Origin of the sequence: Streptomyces viridifaciens (genome assembly GCF_001888885.2) — a bacterium.
In the GTDB taxonomy this organism is placed as follows: domain Bacteria; phylum Actinomycetota; class Actinomycetes; order Streptomycetales; family Streptomycetaceae; genus Kitasatospora; species Kitasatospora aureofaciens.
Window position 1 is genome coordinate 3,872,961 of the sequence record NZ_CP090841.1, and the last position, 18,238, is coordinate 3,891,198.

General features: G+C 73.9%; 14 protein-coding genes and 1 pseudogene. 7 read left to right on the forward strand and 8 right to left on the reverse strand.

Annotated features, from left to right (window positions below):
* Positions 1-10: 10 nt before the first annotated feature.
* Positions 11-742, forward strand: a complete 732-nt coding sequence (locus BOQ63_RS24330; RefSeq protein WP_030551975.1) for a TetR/AcrR family transcriptional regulator — start codon at positions 11-13, stop codon at positions 740-742.
* A 199-nt stretch (positions 743-941) separates the two neighbouring features.
* On the opposite strand, the gene BOQ63_RS24335 is transcribed toward BOQ63_RS24330, so the two are convergent.
* From BOQ63_RS24335 to BOQ63_RS24350, 4 genes are all read right to left on the reverse strand, one after another.
* Positions 942-2,690 carry a helix-turn-helix transcriptional regulator gene (locus BOQ63_RS24335; protein ID WP_150476087.1) on the reverse strand — a complete coding sequence of 583 codons (1,749 nt, stop codon included), beginning with the start codon at positions 2,688-2,690 and terminating at the stop codon, positions 942-944.
* Between the two features lie 195 nt (positions 2,691-2,885).
* On the reverse strand, positions 2,886-4,166 hold the full coding sequence (locus BOQ63_RS24340) for an MFS transporter (RefSeq protein WP_223886031.1): 1,281 nt from the start codon (positions 4,164-4,166) through the stop codon (positions 2,886-2,888).
* A gap of 134 nt (positions 4,167-4,300) precedes the next feature.
* The gene (locus BOQ63_RS24345; protein WP_072654955.1) at positions 4,301-5,635 is read right to left on the reverse strand and encodes a preATP grasp domain-containing protein; all 1,335 of its coding nucleotides are present in this window, start codon (positions 5,633-5,635) and stop codon (positions 4,301-4,303) included.
* Between the two features lie 39 nt (positions 5,636-5,674).
* Positions 5,675-7,708: an anthranilate synthase family protein gene (locus BOQ63_RS24350; RefSeq protein WP_072654956.1), complete on the reverse strand. Its 2,034-nt coding sequence runs from the start codon at positions 7,706-7,708 to the stop codon at positions 5,675-5,677.
* Positions 7,709-7,992: 284 nt separating this feature from the next.
* On the opposite strand from BOQ63_RS24350, the gene BOQ63_RS24355 reads away from it, so the two are divergent.
* From BOQ63_RS24355 to BOQ63_RS24365, 3 genes are all read left to right on the forward strand, one after another.
* Positions 7,993-9,297, forward strand: coding sequence for an NAD(P)-dependent malic enzyme (locus tag BOQ63_RS24355; protein ID WP_107488539.1), 1,305 nt, complete (start codon positions 7,993-7,995; stop codon positions 9,295-9,297).
* Between the two features lie 47 nt (positions 9,298-9,344).
* Positions 9,345-10,526, forward strand: coding sequence for a 3-deoxy-7-phosphoheptulonate synthase (locus BOQ63_RS24360; RefSeq protein WP_030278546.1), 1,182 nt, complete (start codon positions 9,345-9,347; stop codon positions 10,524-10,526).
* A gap of 68 nt (positions 10,527-10,594) precedes the next feature.
* Positions 10,595-11,281 carry an isochorismatase family protein gene (locus BOQ63_RS24365; protein ID WP_318277432.1) on the forward strand — a complete coding sequence of 229 codons (687 nt, stop codon included), beginning with the start codon at positions 10,595-10,597 and terminating at the stop codon, positions 11,279-11,281.
* A 237-nt stretch (positions 11,282-11,518) separates the two neighbouring features.
* On the opposite strand, the gene BOQ63_RS24370 is transcribed toward BOQ63_RS24365, so the two are convergent.
* Positions 11,519-12,151 (reverse strand): VOC family protein, encoded by a 633-nt coding sequence (locus tag BOQ63_RS24370; protein ID WP_030278549.1) that lies wholly within the window; start codon positions 12,149-12,151, stop codon positions 11,519-11,521.
* 146 nt (positions 12,152-12,297) lie between these two features.
* Positions 12,298-12,987: a transglycosylase family protein gene (locus BOQ63_RS24375; RefSeq protein ID WP_107488540.1), complete on the reverse strand. Its 690-nt coding sequence runs from the start codon at positions 12,985-12,987 to the stop codon at positions 12,298-12,300.
* 157 nt (positions 12,988-13,144) lie between these two features.
* Here BOQ63_RS24375 and BOQ63_RS24380 point away from each other — a divergent pair.
* Together BOQ63_RS24380 and BOQ63_RS24385 are read left to right on the forward strand one after the other, a co-directional pair.
* Positions 13,145-13,282 (forward strand): annotated as a pseudogene (locus BOQ63_RS24380) (IS30 family transposase); the annotation flags it as partial.
* Positions 13,283-13,421: 139 nt separating this feature from the next.
* Positions 13,422-14,003, forward strand: coding sequence for a cation diffusion facilitator family transporter (locus tag BOQ63_RS24385; RefSeq protein WP_223886032.1), 582 nt, complete (start codon positions 13,422-13,424; stop codon positions 14,001-14,003).
* Positions 14,004-14,637: 634 nt separating this feature from the next.
* Here the strand turns inward: BOQ63_RS24385 and BOQ63_RS24390 are convergent.
* Positions 14,638-15,066 (reverse strand): ATP-binding protein, encoded by a 429-nt coding sequence (locus tag BOQ63_RS24390; protein WP_046385453.1) that lies wholly within the window; start codon positions 15,064-15,066, stop codon positions 14,638-14,640.
* Positions 15,067-15,531: 465 nt separating this feature from the next.
* Between BOQ63_RS24390 and BOQ63_RS24395 the strand changes: the two genes are divergently transcribed.
* Positions 15,532-16,740, forward strand: coding sequence for a PP2C family protein-serine/threonine phosphatase (locus tag BOQ63_RS24395; RefSeq protein WP_030278558.1), 1,209 nt, complete (start codon positions 15,532-15,534; stop codon positions 16,738-16,740).
* Positions 16,741-16,813: 73 nt separating this feature from the next.
* On the opposite strand, the gene BOQ63_RS24400 is transcribed toward BOQ63_RS24395, so the two are convergent.
* On the reverse strand, positions 16,814-18,187 hold the full coding sequence (locus tag BOQ63_RS24400; RefSeq protein WP_050366694.1) for a GAF domain-containing protein: 1,374 nt from the start codon (positions 18,185-18,187) through the stop codon (positions 16,814-16,816).
* Between the last annotated feature and the right edge of the window lie 51 nt (positions 18,188-18,238).

Sequence of the window (18,238 nt, forward strand, 5' to 3'; positions counted from 1 at the left end):
GGAGGCCGGGATGGCCAAGGAGAAGGCGCGCGACCTGCGCGCGGGCATCGCACTGCTGTGGGGCGAGCAGGACCAGCCGACCCGGGGGCCCAAGCCCAGCCTCACCCCCCAGCGCATCGCGGCCGCCGCGGTCGAGATCGCCGACGCCGAGGGGCTGGACGCCGTCTCCATGAACAAGGTCGCCGTCGGGTTCGGCGTCTCCGCGATGGCGCTCTACCGCTACGTGCCCGGCAAGGCCGAACTCGTCGAGCTGATGGTCGAATCCGTGCTCGCGGACGTCCCCGACCCGTCGACGGCCGGTACCGACTGGCGGGAGCGCGTCACCGCCTGGGCCCGCCGCTCCGCGGAGGTCCACCGCGCCCACCCCTGGCTGCTGGCCGTCACCGCCATGCGCCGCCAGCTCATGGGCCCCAACCAGCTCGGCTGGCTCGACGCCGCCCTCGCAGCCCTGGAACCCAGCGGGCTCACCGCGGCCGAGCAGCACCGGGTCTTCGTCCTGGTCGCGGGCCTGGTGCGCACCGTCGCCCAGCAGGACGCCGACTTCGACGAGCAGCACAGCCAGGAGTGGAACAGCCTCACCGGCGAGCTACTGGACCGACACGCCGACCGCTTTCCCACCCTCACCCGCGCCATCGCCGCCGGCGCCTTCGCCCCCGACCCGGTCGACCCCCTGGACTTCGGCCTCGCCCGCATCCTCGACGGCGTCCAACTCCTCCTCGACCGGCCCACCGACCGGGCCTGAGGCACCCGGGCCGCCGCCGCAACACCTGCGGCCGGGCCGCAGATGAGCGGTCCGGGCCGCCGGGTTCGTCGTCCCGCTACCTCGGCAGCAGGACGGCGTACTCGCGGATCAGTGCCGCGGTGCCGTCCTCGACCCGGGCGGCGACGGCGGGTCGGCCGCCGCGGCGTGATCCGGGCGGAATCAGCGACATGAGTTCTCGTCAGAAGATGCCGAAGTCGGTGATGTCCGGGCGGTCGGTGGTCCAGAGGTGGGCGTGGCGGGCGAGTTCGACGCGGGAGCTCAGGCCGACCTTCCGGAAGATGTTCCGCAGGTGGTAGTTGACGGTGTGGGGGGAGCGTTGGATGCGGGAGGCGACCTGCTGGTTGGTGAGTCCCTGGCTGACCAGGTGGGCGACGGTGCGTTCGACGTCGCTCAGGGCGTCGGCGTTCTCCTCGGCCGCGCGGGCCGCCGGGTCGGGCGCGGGCGGTACGGGCGGTGCGGGCGGTGCGACCGAGGGGGCCGGCGCGGGGGCGACCGCTGGGGCGGGCAGCCGGGGCGGGGCCGGGGCCTCGGCGACTGCTTCGGCGGTGCGCCGGTGGGAGCGGGTGTCGAGCATGGCCGCCAGGTCCTCGGCCGCGGCGGTCCGGGCCCAGTGGTGGCCGTGCTCGGTGGCCGCGCGGACCAGGCCGTCCGGGTCGCCGTGCAGCAGGCTGACGGCGTGGACGGCGGAGGCCGCGAGGGTCGGGATGCCGGGGTTCTCCTCGGCGAGCCGTTCGGCCTCGTGGGCGGCGACCGCGGCCCAGTGCGGGTCCCCGGCTTCCTGGGCGGTGCGGACGAACCAGGCGGCGGCCCCCGGCTGGCGGGTGAAGAGCGCGGCCCGCGGGCCCGGGTCGGGGTACTGCTGCTCCATCTGCGCCAGCGCGGCGTGCGCGCCGTGCCGGGCCGCGGTGACCTGCAGCTCGACCCAGTCGTAGACCGGGGAGGGCATGCGGCCGGCGCCGTCGGCGAGGGTCTGCCGGTAGCGGCGGACGAAGGCCTCGGCGCCGTCGTGGTCGCCGAACCGCAGGGCGAGTTGGCCGAGCGTGGCCAGTAGCGGCGGCACGTACAGCAGGGTGCCCCGGCACATCGCGGCGGCCAGCGCCTGCTGGGCCTCGTCGCGGGCCTCGGCGAGCCGGCCCCGGTGGCTGAGCAGCCGGGCCCGGTGGAGGGCGACGATCGAGTCCATCCCGCCGCCGCCCAGCCCGGTCAGGTCGGCGACGGCGGCCCGGACGGTGGACTCGGCCTCGCCGTACGCCCCGACGTCGAGGAGCCGGTCGGCCAGCACCAGGTGCAGGTAGGCGCGCCAGACCGGTGACGGCATGGCCTGGGCGCCGTCCACGGCGGCCCGGGCCAGCCGGAGCCCTTCGGTGAGGCGTCCGTCGGACAGCACCAGGTCGGAGAGGACGGCCGTGGCGGCCAGCACCTCCGCGTCCGGGGCGGTCCGGTCGTCGTGGCCGCGCAGCACGGACTCGGCGTGCCGGCGGCCGCGGTCGGGGTCCTGGAAGTGCCGGCCGAAGGCGCGGCCGGCCAGTACGGCGCTGCGCACCGTGGCCGGCAGTTCCGGCGTGCCGGCGGTGCCGCGGCCGAGGATCTCCTCCGCGGTGGCGAGGGCGAGCCTGACCTCGCCACCGGCGAGGCGGAGTTCGACGAGCAGGCAGCGCAGGCGGGCGTTGAGTTCCGCGGGCAGGCCGAGGGTCAGGGCGGTGCCGAGGAGTTCCACGGCGCGGTCGACGGAGCCGACCGAGGCCAGCGCCCGCAGCAGCCCCAGCGGGTCGGTCACGAGAGCGCGCAGCAGCGCGGCGATCTGGTCGGCGCTGCCCTGGGTGGCGAGCAGGCGGGCGGAACTCAGGAGGGTCGAGTCCGCGCGCTTCTCGGTGATGCCGACGAGCGGATCGGCCGCGCCGGTGGGCGCGGCCGACGGCAAGGACAAGGACACTGGGTTCACACCGCTCTCCCCGTGTCCGCGGCGCGTGTGGTGGCCGCGGATCGATCGTCTCGCGCTGGTTCACCATGTCGTCCGCGGCGCTGTGGGGCCACGGACACACAAGCGATTCTACGGTCCTTGATCCGCCTTTGGTGTGAACACGACGTTAAACGACACGGGGAGCGAACATGCGTGCACGCCCTACAGTCGGTCCGTGGGTGCCTCCAACTGCGCGCCGTGCGACCGGTATTCGGCCGAGGCGCTGACGAGGGTGAGCAGCAGGGTCAGTGCCGCGCCACACAGCACCGCCGTGCCCGGCTCCGCGTTGGCGAGGATGACGGCGGTGAGCGAGGCGGTGAGGCTGTAACCGACCCCCTGCACCGCGTACATGAGGGAGTATCCGGCCGCGAGCATCCCGGCGGGCACCCGCTCCCGCAGCGACAGGTTGCGGGTGACCATCACCCCGGACTTGAACGCGCCGGCCAGGACCAGCCCGACGGCGATGCCCACCAGCCCGGGCAGCACCGCGATCAGGGCGACGAACGCCGCCATCGCGACCAGCAGCACCAGGCTCTGCGCTCGCGGCCCGCCGGGCCACCGCCGGGCGCCGTACAGCAGGCCGCCGACCACGCTGGCGACCGAGAACACCGTCAGCAGCGGGCCGGACCAGCTGACCGGCAGCCCACGGGACTCCAGCAGCGCGGGCAGCACCAGTTCGGCGGTGGCCAGCAGCGCCATCGCGGCGGCGCTGGTCAGGTAGACCGGCCAGCCGGCCGCCAACGCCCGCCCGCGCGAGGGCGGTTCGGCCGCGCCCCGGCCGGCCTGCTCCCCGTCGGTGTCGGCGGCGGGCAGCATCCGGACCCCGGCCGCGGCCAGCGCGGCGCAACAGGCGGCGAGGCCGAGCGGCGCGCCGGGTGCCGCGCCGAGGGCCAGGAACGCCACCGCGGCCGGGGCGACGGCCCAGATGGCCTGGCTGAGCGTGGTCTCCACGCTCAGCGCCCGGGCCACCCCGTGCTCCGGTACGGCGGCGACCAGCAGCGCCCGCAGCCCGCCGGCGTGCGCGGAGGGGGCGGCCCCGGCGAGGAAGGCCAGCACCACGGCGAGCGCGGGCGGCGCCGAGTGGCAGAAGGCGAGCCCGGCGAAGGCGCCCGCGCCGCCCAGCAGCCCGAGGGAGAGCTCGCGCCGCAGCCGGGCGCCGTGCAGCCGGGCGCCGAGCAGCGGCGCGCCGACGACCTCGCCGACCACGTACGCCCCGCCGAGCACGGCGCCCAGGGTGTACCCGCCGGAGGTCTCGCGGACCAGGAACACCAGGGCGAGCGGTGCCATGGCGACCGGCAGCTTCGCCGCCAGGGTGACCAGCAGCCAGGGGCGGATCCCGGGGCGGCCCAGCAGTTCCCGGTATCCCATGGCCGGGGGCTCGCCCCGGTCCTGCTGTTTCAGCGCGCTCCCGTGGTCGGCGGCGCGCCGCTCGCCCTCGCTCACCGGCGTTCTCCTTCACTCACTGGCGTTCTCGTTCCGGGCCGGTTCCCGGTTGATCCCCGGTCCTGGTTGTTCCCCGGTCCCGGTTGTTCCCCGTTCCCCGTTCCCGGTTTCCCGTCCCGCATGGACGTCCCTGGTCACTCACCCGCGGTCCCGAACAGGGCGTCCACTTCCTCCTCCAGTACCCGCGCGGCGGCGTCGTCCTCCGCGATCAGGCAGCAGCCGCCGAAGCCGCCGGTGCGGCCGTTGTCGTGGACGGTCACCACGACGCCGGTGCGCCGGGCCGGGTCGAAGGCCAGCGAGGTGGCGGTGAGTTTGTCCAGGGTCGTCCGGAAGCCGGGGAAGGCGACCCGGCGCTTCTCGATCAGGACGCGCTCGCGGGTGTAGTCGCCGCCCACCAGCTCCTCGCCGATCCGGTGGATGTGCGCCGAGCCGACGACCCGGCCGTTGATCTCGTTGACGAGGATGGTGTCGTCCGGGGTGACGATCGCGTCGACGCTGAGGCTGCCGCGGTAGCCCATCCGGTGGAGCGTCTCGGACAGCTGCCGGGAGTCGTCGAGGAAGCCGGCGAAGGCGGGCAGCCGGACCGAGGGCGCGGGCACGATCAGCCCGTTGATCACCGGCTTCATCCGCATCTCGCCGTGGCCGACGAGCCGTACGCCCTCGTCGGTGACGAGCAGCTCGGAGTAGATGGCGGGCGATTCGGGCGTGTAGTGCTCCAGGACCACCCGGCCCCGGTGCGGGCCGGCGTAGTGCGCCCAGCGCCGGTCCAGGTGGGCGGCGAGCGCGGCGCGGTCGGTGATCAGCTCGGTGCCGGTCGCCCCGATCGGTCGGATCCCGGGCACGGGGCTGATGATCTCGTTCCCGATGCCGCCGACGTGGAAGTCCTGCTTGACGATCACGGGCTGCCCGGCGCCGATCGCCTCCCAGAGGAACTCCTCCGCCTCCTGCCGGTCGTCGGTGACTGTGCCGAACGGCACCGGGATGCCGTGGCCGACGGCCAGCGCGCGGAAGGCGGCCTTGCTGTTGAGCAGCGCGGTGCCGCTCTGGGCGGCGAACGGGAAGCCCGGGGTGTGCCGGTCGAGCCCGAGGGTGCGGGCGAGCCGGACGCTGACCCGGTCGAAGTGGAACGGCAGGATGGTGCGGACCTCGTGGTCCCGTACGGCGGCCTTCAGCCGGGTGACGAACTCCGGATCCTCCAGCCGGTCCCGGGAGAGCACGTCCTCGCCCAGGCTGCCGACGGGCGGCACCACGACGGCCCAGGATCCGCGGTCGATGCCCTTCAGGGCGGCGACGTAGGACAGGAACTCCTCGTCCAGCTGGACCGGCAGGACCAGGACGTCGCCCGCTTCGGCGAGCCAGACCATCCGCTGGGCCTGGCCGGCCACGTAGCGCCGGTACTCGGGGGTCAGCGAGCCGAGGTCGCCGATCATCTCGTCGGTCCGCTGGTTGCTCACGATCAGTTTCGGCATGGCGGGTCCTCTCCGGAGGGGTGGGTACGAGCGGGGTGCTCAGGCGGTGCGCGCGACGACGGCCGGGACGGCGGCGGTCGGGATCGCGGAGGTCGGGACGGCAACGACGGCCGGGACGCCGAGCAGTCCGGTCACGGACTCCCGCAGGACGTCGAAGCCGTCCGTGCTCAGCACGGACTCGGGGTGGAACTGCAGCGAGTGGAAGTGCGGTCCGCGCAGGCCGTGCACCTCGCCGCTCGCGGCATCCCGGCTGACCGCGACACTCCCGGCCAGGGTGAGGGGCACGAACTCGTCGCGGTCCGCGACGGCCGCGAAGCTGTTGTAGAAGCCGACCCGGCGCTGCCGGCCGAACAGGTCGACGACCTGCTGCCGCCCCTGGTTGGGCTGCGGCTTGCGGACCAGGGGCAGGCCGAGCTCTCCCGCGAGCACCTGGTGGCCGAGGCAGATCGACAGGAACGGCCGTTGCTCGCCCAGCAGTTGGCGGGTCAGCGCGCGAAGGGTGGCGATCTTGGCGTCGCCGACCTCCCGGGGGTCGCCCGGCCCTGGGCCGACCACCACCAGATCGGCCCCGTGCAGCTCGACGCGGCCGTCCGCCCCCCGTACCAGGTCGTCCCAGCGGCGGATCTCCGGCTCCAGTCCGAGCGCGGCGAGTTGGTGGCCGATCATCGCGGTGAAGGTGTCCTCGGCGTCGACCAGCAGCACCCTGCCCCGGGCGCCCCCGTGCATGGCGACGTCCGGCCGGCTCAGCCAGAACGGGGCCAGCTGGGCGTTGCGCCCGGCCAGCGCGGCCCGGATCCGGGCGTCCCCGGCCCAGGCCGAGGTGTCGACGGCGGCCGGGGCCGGCCCGGCGGCGCCCGGCGTCCCGCGGACGGCCGCGAGCATTCCCGCCGCCTTGGCGTACGTCTCTGCGACCTCGGCCCGCGGGTCGGAGTGGCGGACCAGCGTCGCGCCGACGCCCATCCGCAGCCGGCCGGCCCGGTCGATCCGGGCGGTGCGGATCAGGATCGCCGAGTCCAGCCACCGCCCGCCCGTCGCGTCCCGGCCGACCAGGGCCAGTACGCCGCTGTAGTAGCCGCGTCCGCCCGGCTCGTAACGGCTGATCAGCTCGCACGCGGACTCCAGCGGGCTGCCCGTCACGGTGGGAGCGAACAGGGTCTCGCGCAGGATGTCCGGTATCGGCCGGGTGCTGGACCCCTCGATCAGGTACTCGGTGTGGGCCAGCCGCGCCATCGGCTTGAGGTACGGGCCGACGACCCGCCCGCCGCCCTCGCAGATCCGGCCCATCATCTTGAGTTCCTCGTCGACCACCATCAGCAGCTCGTCGGTCTCCTTGCGGTCCGCGAGGAAGTCGAGCAGCCCGGGCACGGACGGCCCGTCGGCCGGGTAGCGGTACGTCCCGCTGATCGGGTTCATCACCACCTCCCCGTCGATCGCGCTGACGTGCCGCTCCGGCGAGGCGCCGACGAAGTAGCGGTCGCCCGCGCGGACCAGGAAGGTCCAGTACGTGCCGCGCTCCTGGGCCAGCAGCCGGCGGAAGACCGACAGTGCCGCCCGCGCCCCGAAGCCGTCGATCTCGGCGGTGAACGGCCGCTCCAGGACGAAGTTGGCGCCGCGCCCGTGGCCGATCTCCTCGGTCAGCACGGTTCGGACGAGTTCCGCGTACGCCTCGTCGTCGAGGGCGAACTCGGCGTTGCGGACGGCGAGTCGGTCGTCCGGCAGCAGGCGCAGCGCATCGGCGAGGTCGACCGACTCCTGGTCGGTGACCCGCAGCGCGAGCAGCGGCGCGCCGTCGTCGGGGGCCGCGAAGCCCCGCTCCGCGACCTGCCGGAACGGTACGACGACCAGCAGCTCGTGCCGGGCGCCTGCGGGCCCTGCCGGCCCGTCCTCCAGGGGGAGTTCGGCCAGCGAGGCGAGCTCGGCCACCTCGCCGAGCACCACCTCCACCCGGTCGGCGGCACCGCTCTCCGGCCGGTGCAGCAGGGCGTACGCGGCGGGCTCGCCGTCCGGTGCGAGCAGCCTGCCGAGCAGGCCTCCCGGGGCCTCGTCGTGCAGCGGCCGGGTGTGCCCGGTCATGGCGCCTCCTGGAACGGCTGGAGCGAGCGGAAAGGGGGGATGGCAACGACACTTCCGCACGGCCGGGAGGCCCACAACTACTCGAATTCGCAGGTCAATCGAGGAATGCGGCGAGCGGGTGGGGCAGACCCACTCGGTCGAGTAGTTCCGCCGGTGTCGGCGCCGCGGCTAGCGTCGAACACGATCACCTTCGCGACGGACCTCCCGGCAACGGAACATCCGGCGCCCTGCGCCCCGTGAGGATCCCCGAGGCTCCCCCGAGATCTCCCGAGAAAGGGACGCCAGTGTCGGTCGCACACCAGGACCGTGCCGAAAGGCTCACCGAGGACGAGATATTCCGGGCCCACCGGGGCGGCAAGCTCCGCACCCAGGTCCCCATCACACCGCTGGACGCCCGCGCGCTGTCCGCCATCTCCACCCCCGGGGTCGCCCACGTCAGCCGGGCGATCGCCGAGGACGGCCGGCTGGCCGCCGACTACACCTGGGCGCACCGGCTGGTGGCCGTCGTCAGCGACGGCACCGCGGTGCTGGGCCTGGGCGACGTGGGCCCGGCCGCCGCGCTGCCCGTCATGGAGGGCAAGGCGGCGCTGTTCAAGGCGCTGGGCGGGCTGGACTCCGTACCGCTGGTGCTGAACACCCGGGACGTGGACGAGATCGTCGAGACGCTCGTCCGGCTGCGCCCCTCGTTCGGCGCGATCAACCTGGAGGACGTCGCCGCGCCGCGCTGCTTCGAACTGGAGCGCGCCCTGGACGCGGCGCTGGACTGCCCGGTGATGCACAACGACCAGCACGGCACGGCGATCGTGGCGCTGGCCGCGCTGCGCAGCTCGGCCGACCTGCTCGGCAAGCCGCTGCCGTCGATGCGGGTGGTGGTCTCCGGCGCCGGCGCGGCGGGCACGGCCTGCGCCCGGATGCTGGTGGCCGCCGGGGCGGGCGAGGTCATCGTGCTGGACTCGCGCGGCGTCATCCACCACGGTCGCCCGGAACTCTCCACCGCCAAATCACAGTTGGCCGAGCTGACCAACCCGCGCGGACTGCGCGGCGGCCTGGCCGACGTACTGCCGGGAGCCGACGTCTTCATCGGCGTCTCCTCGGCGACCGTCCCCGAGGAGCTGATCGCCGCCATGGCGCCCGGCGCCGTGGTGTTCGCGCTGTCCAACCCCACCCCCGAGATCGCGCCGGACGTGGCCGCCCGGTACGCCGCGGTGGTCGCCACCGGGCGCAGCGACCACCCCAACCAGATCAGCAACCTGCTGGCCTGCCCCGGGATCTTCCGCGGCGCCCTGGACGCCGGGGCGACCCGGATCACCGAGCGGATGATGCTGGCCGCCGCCGACGCCATCGTCGCCCTGGCGGCGGAGGACCTCGCCCCGGACCGGGTGGTTCCGAGCGTGCTCGACCCGCGGGTGGCCCCGGGCGTCGCCGCCGCGGTCGCCGCGGCCGTGCGGGAGCCGGGTGCCGCCCGGGAGCCCTTCTCCACGAGCACCCCGCTCGCCGCGGGCGCCCCGCTCTCCGGAGGCGCCCAACTCGCCGCGGGCGCCCCGCTCGCCGCCGTTCCGTCTTCCGTATCCGTCGAGGAGCGACCGTGATCGACCGCACCAGCACCCTCACCGCACTCGACTCCTTCCGCGCCCCCCTGGCCGAGGAGGAGCTCCTCCCCTACCGGAGCCGTCCCGCCGGGCAGCAGCCCGACTGGGGGGACGCCTGGCTGGTCGACAAGGTGCGGGCCGACCTGGCCGCCCTGCCCGGCCTGGTCGCCTGGGACGAGGTGCGCCAGCTGCGCACCCTGCTCGCCGAGGCCGCCGCCGGACGGCTGCTGGTCGTCCAGGCCGGCGACTGCGCCGAGGACCCGGCCGACTGCACCCCGGAGGCCATCTCCCGCAAGGCCGGGCTGCTGGACGCGCTGGCCGGCGTGCTGCGGATGAACGCCGGACTGCCCGTCGTCCGGGTCGGCCGGATCGCCGGCCAGTTCGCCAAGCCCCGGTCCCGTCCCACCGAGGTCGTCGAAGGCGTCGAACTGCCGGTGTTCCGCGGCCTCATCGTCAACGCGCCCGACCCCCAGCCGATGGCCCGCCGCCCCGACCCGCTGCGCCTGGTCACCGGCTACCGCGCCGCCGCCCGGGCCATGGCCCAGCTGCGCCGGCACGAGGAGACCTGGTCCCCGCTGCCCGACCCGGTGGTCTGGACCAGTCACGAAGCTCTGCTGCTGGACTACGAACTGCCGCTGCTGCGCCGCTCCTCCGACGACCGGCTGCTGCTCACCTCCACCCACTGGCCGTGGATCGGCGAGCGCACCCGCGAACCGGACGGCGCCCACGTGCGGCTGCTGGCCGACGTGGTCAACCCGGTCGCCTGCAAGGTCGGCCCCGGCTGCACCCCCGCCGAACTGCTGGAACTGTGCCGGATCCTGGACCCGGACCGGGCGCCCGGACGGCTCACCCTGATCGCCCGCTTCGGCGCGGGCCGGGCCCCCGACCGGCTGACGGACCTGGTCCGGGCCGTGCGCGAGGCCGGCCACCCGGTGAGCTGGCTGTGCGACCCGATGCACGGCAACACCGTCAGCGCGCCCGACGGCCGCAAGACCAGGGCGCTGTCCGCCGTGGTCCAGGAGGTCGGCGAGTTCCTGACGGCCGTCCGCCGCGGCGGCGGCGTCGCCGCAGGCCTCCACCTGGAGGCGACGCCCGACCCGGTCGCCGAGTGCGTCGCCGACACCGCGGCCGTCGCCGACGCCGGCCGGCTCGGCCCGTACACCACGCTCTGCGACCCCCGGCTGAACCCGGAGCAGTCGCTCACCGTCGCGGCGGCCTGGCGCCCCTGACCGCCGCCGCTCCCTTCCTGCCCCCGCCCTCGCTGTCCGCCGCCACCACACCCTGACGAGGTCCCGCCTTGAGCATCAGCCCCATCCCGCCGTACCCCATGCCCACCGAACGCGACCTGCCGGAGAGCCGGGTGCCCTGGACACCGGACCCGGACCGCGCCGTCCTGCTCGTCCACGACATGCAGGAGTACTTCCTGCGCCCCTTCACCGCCGACCGCTCGCCCGCCTCCGAACTCCTGCACAACTGCCGCCTGCTCCGGGCCCGTTGCGCCGACCTCGGCGTTCCCGTCGTCTACACCGCCCAGCCGGGCGACATGGACGACGAGCAGCGCGGCCTGCTCAAGGACTTCTGGGGCCCCGGCATGCGCGCCGAACCGGGCGACCGCCGGATCGTCTCCGCCCTCGCCCCGCAACCCCGCGACCACGTCCTCACCAAGTGGCGCTACAGCGCCCTGCACCGCTCCGGCCTGCTCGAACTGCTCCACGACAGCGGCCGCGACCAGCTCATCCTGTGCGGCGTCTACGCCCACGTCGGAGTCCTGATGACCGCCGTGGACGCCTTCTCCCACGACGTCCAGCCCTTCCTCATCGCCGACGCCGTCGCCGACTTCTCCCTCGACCGGCACCGCATGGCCCTCTCCTACGCCGCCAACAACTGCGCCGCCGTCACCACCACCCGCACCGCCCTGCTCGCCCTCGGCGCCACCGCCACCGCCGCCGCCGACCGCGCCGAGGCCCCTCTCCCCGTCTCCTGACCCCCCGTACGAGGACACCGGGGGCCCGGGCCCGCACCCCAGCGGCCCGGGCCCTGCGCCGCCCCTCAGCCCACGGCCCTGCGGCCGAGCGCAGCGACGCGCTCCTCCTCGGCCGGGGCCGACTCCTTCACCGCGTAGGCCACCGGCCACACGTCACCGTCGTCCAGCGCCGCCCGGTCGCTGAACCCGTGCGTCGGTCCGGGGCGGTGCCGGGTGGTGCGGATGCCGCGGGAACGGCTATCCGGCGGCCTCCCAGGCGAACCCGTCCGGGTCGGTGAAGGGACCGGACGCGCTGCCGAGCACGACGCGGTGCGAGCCCGTGCCCTCGGCGGGGACACCGAGGTCCTTGGCCAGACCGCGACGCTTGTACAGCGCCAGCTTGACGGAGCCGGACCCGTTCGGGGCGAACTCGGCGTACTTGCCGCCGAAGCTCTTCGCCACGGTCAGGCCCCGGTCGACGTAGAACCGCTTGCTGGCCCTGACGTCCTCCACGCCCAGCAGCAGGACGACCTCGTCGATCTCACGGGTGGCCGGGCCGCTGTCCTTCTTCGCCGAGGTCGCCACCTTCCAGACCGTCCCGTCCGGCGCCAGCACGACACCGCCGTAGCCCCACAGCGACCTGGCGGCGGGCTTCAGCACCTCGGCGCCGGCGTCCACGGCGTCGCCGAGGAAACCGTCGACGGTGGCCGGCCCGGGCACCGTGAGCGCCAACGTGAAGCCCCGGAACCCGCTGGACCGCGCTTCGGAGGCCCGCAGGTCGACGTACCCGTCCACCCCGAACGCGGCGTGGAAGCGCCGGGCGGCCGGGAGGTCGGCCACCTCGAGGGTGACGGAGGTGAGGGAGACAGCGGATGCGGTGGTGGTTGCCATGGCCACCACGCTAGGAGGCGACCCCCGCCGGGGGCTTCTCGAATCGTGACCGGTCCTTCGGGCGCGGGGCGCCGTCCTGGACGCGGCCCCTGAACGCCCTGCCCGCCGTGACGGCCGTGAGTGCGTGGTCGACCGTTCGCGTCGGGTCAGCGCAGCGCGAGGACCTGGCCGGGCAGGATCAGGTCCGGGTCGTCACCGATGGTCTGGCGGTTGAGCGCGTAGAGGGTCGACCAGCCGTCGGGGGAGCCGACTTCCTGGGCGATGCCCCCGAGGGTGTCGCCGGGACGTACGGTCCAGGTCTCCGGGCCGGCTTCGCCCGCGTCCGTGCCCCCGTCGCTGATGACGGGCGGCGTGTCCTCCGGGACGGCGCGCTCGGTACGCGGGGCGGGCGCCTGCGGCCGCGGGTGCGCGGGGCCGTGGCCGCCACCGGCGTGGGTGCCGGTGTGGCTGTCGGCGCGGTCGCCGTTGTGGCCGGCCCGGGCTCCGCAGACCGGCCAGGGAGCCAGGCCGCGGCGCTCGGCGAGGTGCTCGGCCACCGCGATCTGCTGTTCGCGGGTCGCCCCGTCCGGGCGGGGAGCGTAGGCGAGGCCGCCGTTGGCGCGCCAGGTCGCCGTGTCGAACTGCAGTCCGCCGTAGTAGCCGTTTCCGGTGGCGGCCTGCCAGCGCCCGCCGCTCTCGCAGCGGGCCAAGGCGTCCCAGTCGGTTCCCCCGGTCCGGACCCCCGTGGGCACGGCGACAGCGAACGATGCCCTGGCACCGCCGAGGACGGCGGCGAGGGCGAGCAGGGGAAGCAGCAGAACGACGAGCAGGCGACGGACCACGGACAGCGGCGACATGAACACTCCGTACCTCGGAGACAGAGACCAGGCGTCGAAGCGCCTGTTCCACTCATGCGTCACGCGAGCGCGGACGACCGCCAGACACACCGCAACCCCGTCCCGTCGGCGGTCCGACACCACTCGAACGCTCCGATCGCCCCGCCCTTCGGGCGACGCCGCCGAACCGGGCCGCAGCCCCTCCACTGTCAGCCGGGAGATCCGGCGCAACCGGCCTCCCGTGAACGGCCGGTACCGGCCGTTCACGCGGCTCAAGCCCGCGCCGACGGGCGCCGGCCCCGCCCCGAGCCGTCGGGCGCCGGCCCCGCCCCGAGCCGCCGGGGAAGATCGCCTCGCCCTCGACCCCCGACTGCGGAACGCGGTCCAGACCGTCCTGGACGAGCAGTGGAGCCCGGAAACAGATCTGCCACGGGCCACCCCTGGGCGCCGTGGGGGTGCCCCGTGCAGCGCTGCTGCGTCGGGGCTTCGCCCTGGAGTACGCCACGCTGGGCTGGAACGTGGTCGGCACCGTGATCCTCGCGATCGCGGCGATTGGTGCTCGGTCGGTGGCGCTGGCCGGCTTCGGCCTGGACTCACTGATCGAGATCGGCGCGTCCACCGTGGTCATCTGGGAGCTGTCCGGCAGCGGCGAGGACCGCCAGAAGCGCGCGTTCCGGCTGATCGGGGTCGGCTTCGCCCTGCTCGCGGTGTACCTGCTGGTGCAGTCCACCTGGGTGCTCGCCAGCAGCTTCCGCCCGCACCACTCCACACTCGGGATCGTCTGGACGGCGATCACCGTGGCGGTGATGTTCGCCCTCGCCTTCGGCAAGGCCCGCACCGGTGCAGCTCTGGACAACCCGGTCCTCAAGACCGAGGGGCGTGTCACCCTCATCGACGGCCTGCTGGCCGCCGCAGTCCTGCTCGGCCTCGTCCTCAACACCACCTTGGGCTGGTGGTGGGCCGACCCGGCCGCCGGCTACGTCCTCGTCTACTACGCGGCGCGCGAGGTGAAGGAGATCTTCTTCGGCGACCACTGAGCGCCGCCCTCACGCATCGAGGCTCGCGGCAGTCGCCGGGGCCTCGCCGCAGAGTGGGCCGCTGAGGCCCAAAAAATCGAAACTGCGACCAAAACTGAGACCAGGGCACGAAGAAGGCTCCGACCGGAACCCGGTCGGGGCCTTCAACTGCCTTGCTAGGCAAAGGCGGAGGATACGAGATTCGAACTCGTGAGGGGTTGCCCCCAACACGCTTTCCAATTCTCCCGAACGCCGTCCGCCGGGGTCCACACTCGTGCTGACCTGCAGCGGAGCGAACCGCTGGGCGGCGACTGAACCCGGCTGGACGGGGGTGAATGAGACCAGAACTGAGACCAGCTGGCTCCGCTTACCAGGCCGGACAACCCCTGCTCACGACGTCTCTGGCCAGCTGGCTCCTGCAGCCTCCGCTATGAGGCGAGATCTGAGCAGGAGTTCGGCTGCCGGGGTGTGGTTTGGCCTGTGCCCGGCCGCGGTAGCGATGCGGATCAAGCACCTGGCCATCCGGCCCGTCGTCGACGCGGACGGTTACCTCCTCGGCGTCCTCACCGCGGGCTGCGCTGCCACCCTGCTCGCCACTCCCTCCGCTTGAACCGTCGTGTCCATGCGTCCTGCCGTCGTCATGACGACCGTGGTTTCACGGTGCCGGGTCGGTTGCCCGGCCTCGCAGGAGGAGGTCGGCCCAGACGGTCTTGCCGCAGCCTTCGGGGAAGGCACCCCAGTGCAGGGCGAGACGGTCGACGATGAACAGTCCGTGACCGCCGATCCGGGCAGGCTGGTGGCTGCCGGGATCGGGTGGGGTGATGTCGGCCCGCGGATCCGTGACGGTGATGCGCAGGCGCGAGCCGTCGTCGTCCAGGTCCATGGCGAGGGGACCTGCCGTGTGCCGGACGGCGTTGGTGAGCAGTTCTGATGCGACCAGTTGGGCGTCGTCGCCGGTGGTGGAGCAAGTCAGGCGCCAATCGGCGAGGGCTCGGCGGGTGAACGCCCGCCCTTCGTTCACCGAGGAGGCTCCGCTGCCTGCGGCGAAAGCCAGGTGGCGGTGGTGATGGACGGCTGTGGACATGGTGGTCGCCTCCCATCGGTTCGGGCCCATGGCGCCCGGACGACGAAGTCCCGTCGCACCGGGACGGCTACCCGTTGGGGCCAGGCTCACGCGCCGGGCCGGGCAGTGCGCGCGGGGGCGGGGCCACAGGGGGCGGGCAAGGGGCGTCGGTCCGGCAGGGGCCGAGGAAGACGGGCGAGCGGCCCGGACTCGCGGAACCGTGGGCTTCCGGACCTGCGGCGGATTCGCCCGGCCGCGTCGGCTCCGCACGGTGAACGGCCGGGGCCGGACGCCACGAAGCCGGAGCCGCGGTGGAACCGTGCCGTGCTCCGCACGCCCTCGGCATCCTGTCGACCGGCTGGAGAGCGCATCGCCCGGCAGTGGGGCGTAATGGAAGGAGCTGCCTCGGTTCACGGATCCGGGGCGCCCGGCTCGGCAGAAGCGGCGCCGGCCCCGACGGCGGGAGCAAGACGGCGGTGAGCGAGGATGAGCGGTGACCAGCCGTCCGCCACGCCGGAACCCGGTCGGACGCACGGTACCGGCGAGCACCAGCTGTGGGGCCCGCTGTTGGACCGGACCCAGGAACTGCCGCCCCAGATGATCGCTCCACTGGTCGCCGACGCGGTGCGCCGGTTCGGCGGTCGCGACCCGGTCCTCCTGCTGCAGGACTATGGACAGCTGGTCCTGGCACCCCTGCACGGGCGGGGGCTGACGGCCGGAGAGCCGGTGCCGATCGACGCCTCACCCGCCGGCGAGGCGTTCCTGCGCGGTGTTCCCGTCGAGGAACCGCAGGAGGACGGCGTGCGGATGTACCTGCCCTTGCCGGACGGCGGTGACCAGGTGGGGGTGCTGGCCCTGACCCTGGACGCCGTCGACGAGGACGACCGCCGGCTGCTGCGGGTCTTCTGCGCCCTGGTCGCCGATCTGCTGGTCACGAAGAACGCCTTCACCGACCGGATCTTCCAGGCCCGGCGCCTCCAGCCGATGAGCGTGGCCGCCGAGATCCAGTGGTCGCTCCTGCCGCCGCTCTCGATGACGGTCCCCCTGGTCGCCGTGGCGGGCATCCTCGAACCCGCCTACCACGTGGCCGGGGACAGCTTCGACTACGCGCTCAACGACGACCTCCTGCACGTGGCGACCATCGACGCGATGGGCCACGGACTGGACGCCGCCACCATGGCGACCGTCGCCATCGGTGCGTACCGGCACGCCCGGCGCGCCGACATCGGACTGGCGGAGATCTACGCGTTCATGGACCGGGCCATCGCCGAGCAGTTCGGGCCGGACCACTTCGTCACCGCGCAGATGATGCGCCTGGACACCGTTACCGGCCACCTGCAGTGGGTCAACGCCGGCCATCCCGCACCACTGCTGATCCGCGGCCGTCTCGTCGTCGAGCGACTGGAGAGCGCCCCCACCCTGCCGGTCGGGTTCGGCGGCGAGCAGCCGGTGATCAGTGAGCGGCGACTGCGGCACGGGGACCGGGTGCTGTGCTTCACTGACGGCCTGGTCGAGGAGCGGGCGCCCGGCGGGGAGCAGTTCGGCGAGCACCAGCTCATCGACTGGGTCAACCGCGTCGAGCGCTCGGATACCGGGCTCCGGACCATGGTGCGCATGCTCTCCCATGTCCTCAAGGAGGAGCGGGGCGGGCGCACGAGCGACGATGCCACCCTGTTCGCGATCGAGTGGCGCTGACCCGTCGGCGTCCCCTGCGACGGACGGGCGACCGCCCACCTGATCGGCCGGGCGCCGCCCCGAGCACCGCATGTCAGGGTGCTCCGGGCCCCGGGTCGGGGTGCCGGAGGTCGAAGACGGTGGCACGGATGTCGCGGATGACCGTATCGAGGCGGCCGACGGTGTCGAGGAGGTGCTGCTGCCGGTGGGGCGGTGCGGTGGTGGCCAGGCCGTTGAGGGTGAGACTGATGGCGAAGATGCCCTCGATGACACGGTCGCGCAGGTCCTGGGCGATGCGTTCGTGGTCACGGACCTGTGTGACGAGCTCGGCGTCGGCGCGTTCGGCGGCGAGCCGCTCGGCGAGAGCGGCCTGAGCGGCGAAGACGGTCAGCATGTCGAGCTGGTCGTGGTCGAATCCCGCCCGGCCCGGTTGGCGCGTGACGAAAAGGACCCCGGTACGGCTGCCGCGGGCGGTCAGAGGGGCGAACATGGCCGGGCCGGATGCGGGGGACAGGTCGGTGTCCGGCTGGTGGGAGCGTCCGTCGGTGGCCAGGTCGGCGGTGATCAGCGGTTCGCCGCGGGTCAGGACGAGTCCGGTCAGAGACTGTGCGGTGGGCAGGTACTGGCCGGTGACGCGGTCGGCGTACTGGCCGGCGGCAATGCGGATGACCAGGCGCTCGGGGGTCTCGGGAAGGGCGATCGCCGCGATGTCGGCGCCCGCGACCTGCCGCGCCTGCTCGACGATCAGCGCGAGCACCTGGTCCGGCTCGGTACGGGCCAGGAGGGCGGAGCTGATCAGGGCCGTGGCGTGCTGCCACGCTTCCCTGCGCTGGGCTTGTTCGTAGAGCCGGGCGTTGTCGACGGCCGCCGACGCGGCACCGGCCAGCGCTTGGAGGAGTTCCTCGTCCTCCGTGGTGAACGGTGCCGGCACGGTGCCGGCACCCTGCTTGTCGGCGAGGTAGAGGGCTCCGAACGTCCGGCCGCGGGCCCGGATCGGCACGCCGAGGAAGCTCCGCATGGTCGGGTGGCCGGTCGGGAAGCCGTACGTGTCGGGGGCCGCGTTGATGTCGTCGATCCGTAGCGGACCGGACTGCGTCCGTAGTCGGCCGAGGACACCTTCGCCCCGGGGCCACGGACCGATTTCCCGGGCGGCAGACGGTTCGATGCCGCTGTGCCGGAACTGGACGAGCCGACCTTCGTCGTCGAGTACGGCCAGGGCGGCGAAGCGGGCTCCCAGCAGCTCACGGGCGGCGTTCACCAGGTGGTCGAGCACCCCCGGGGAGGCGATGTCCGTGGTGACCGCGAGAACCGCCCGAAGGAGGTCACGCAGTCGGCTTTCCGCGTGCAGGACGTCATTGGCCCGCGTCACGACGGCCTGGACGGCACGGTCGAGCTCCAGACGGGCGGGGTCGGGGATGTGCACGAAGCCGGGCGGGTCACCGGGCGGACCGTTCGCAGGAGTTCCCACCGGGCCGCACCTCCGCACGTCTCACGACTTTCCGGCCACAGTCCTTATGCC

Bases quoted from the DNA above. Each gene is read 5' to 3' on its own strand.
- BOQ63_RS24330 (WP_030551975.1), top strand. From the start codon at position 11: ATGGCCAAGGAGAAGGCGCGCGACCTGCGCGCGGGCATCGCACTGCTG.
- BOQ63_RS24345 (WP_072654955.1), bottom strand. From the start codon at position 5,635: ATGCCGAAACTGATCGTGAGCAACCAGCGGACCGACGAGATGATCGGC.
- BOQ63_RS24350 (WP_072654956.1), bottom strand. From the start codon at position 7,708: ATGACCGGGCACACCCGGCCGCTGCACGACGAGGCCCCGGGAGGCCTG.
- BOQ63_RS24370 (WP_030278549.1), bottom strand. From the start codon at position 12,151: ATGGCAACCACCACCGCATCCGCTGTCTCCCTCACCTCCGTCACCCTC.
- BOQ63_RS24375 (WP_107488540.1), bottom strand. From the start codon at position 12,987: ATGTCGCCGCTGTCCGTGGTCCGTCGCCTGCTCGTCGTTCTGCTGCTT.
- BOQ63_RS24390 (WP_046385453.1), bottom strand. From the start codon at position 15,066: ATGTCCACAGCCGTCCATCACCACCGCCACCTGGCTTTCGCCGCAGGC.
- BOQ63_RS24395 (WP_030278558.1), top strand. From the start codon at position 15,532: ATGAGCGGTGACCAGCCGTCCGCCACGCCGGAACCCGGTCGGACGCAC.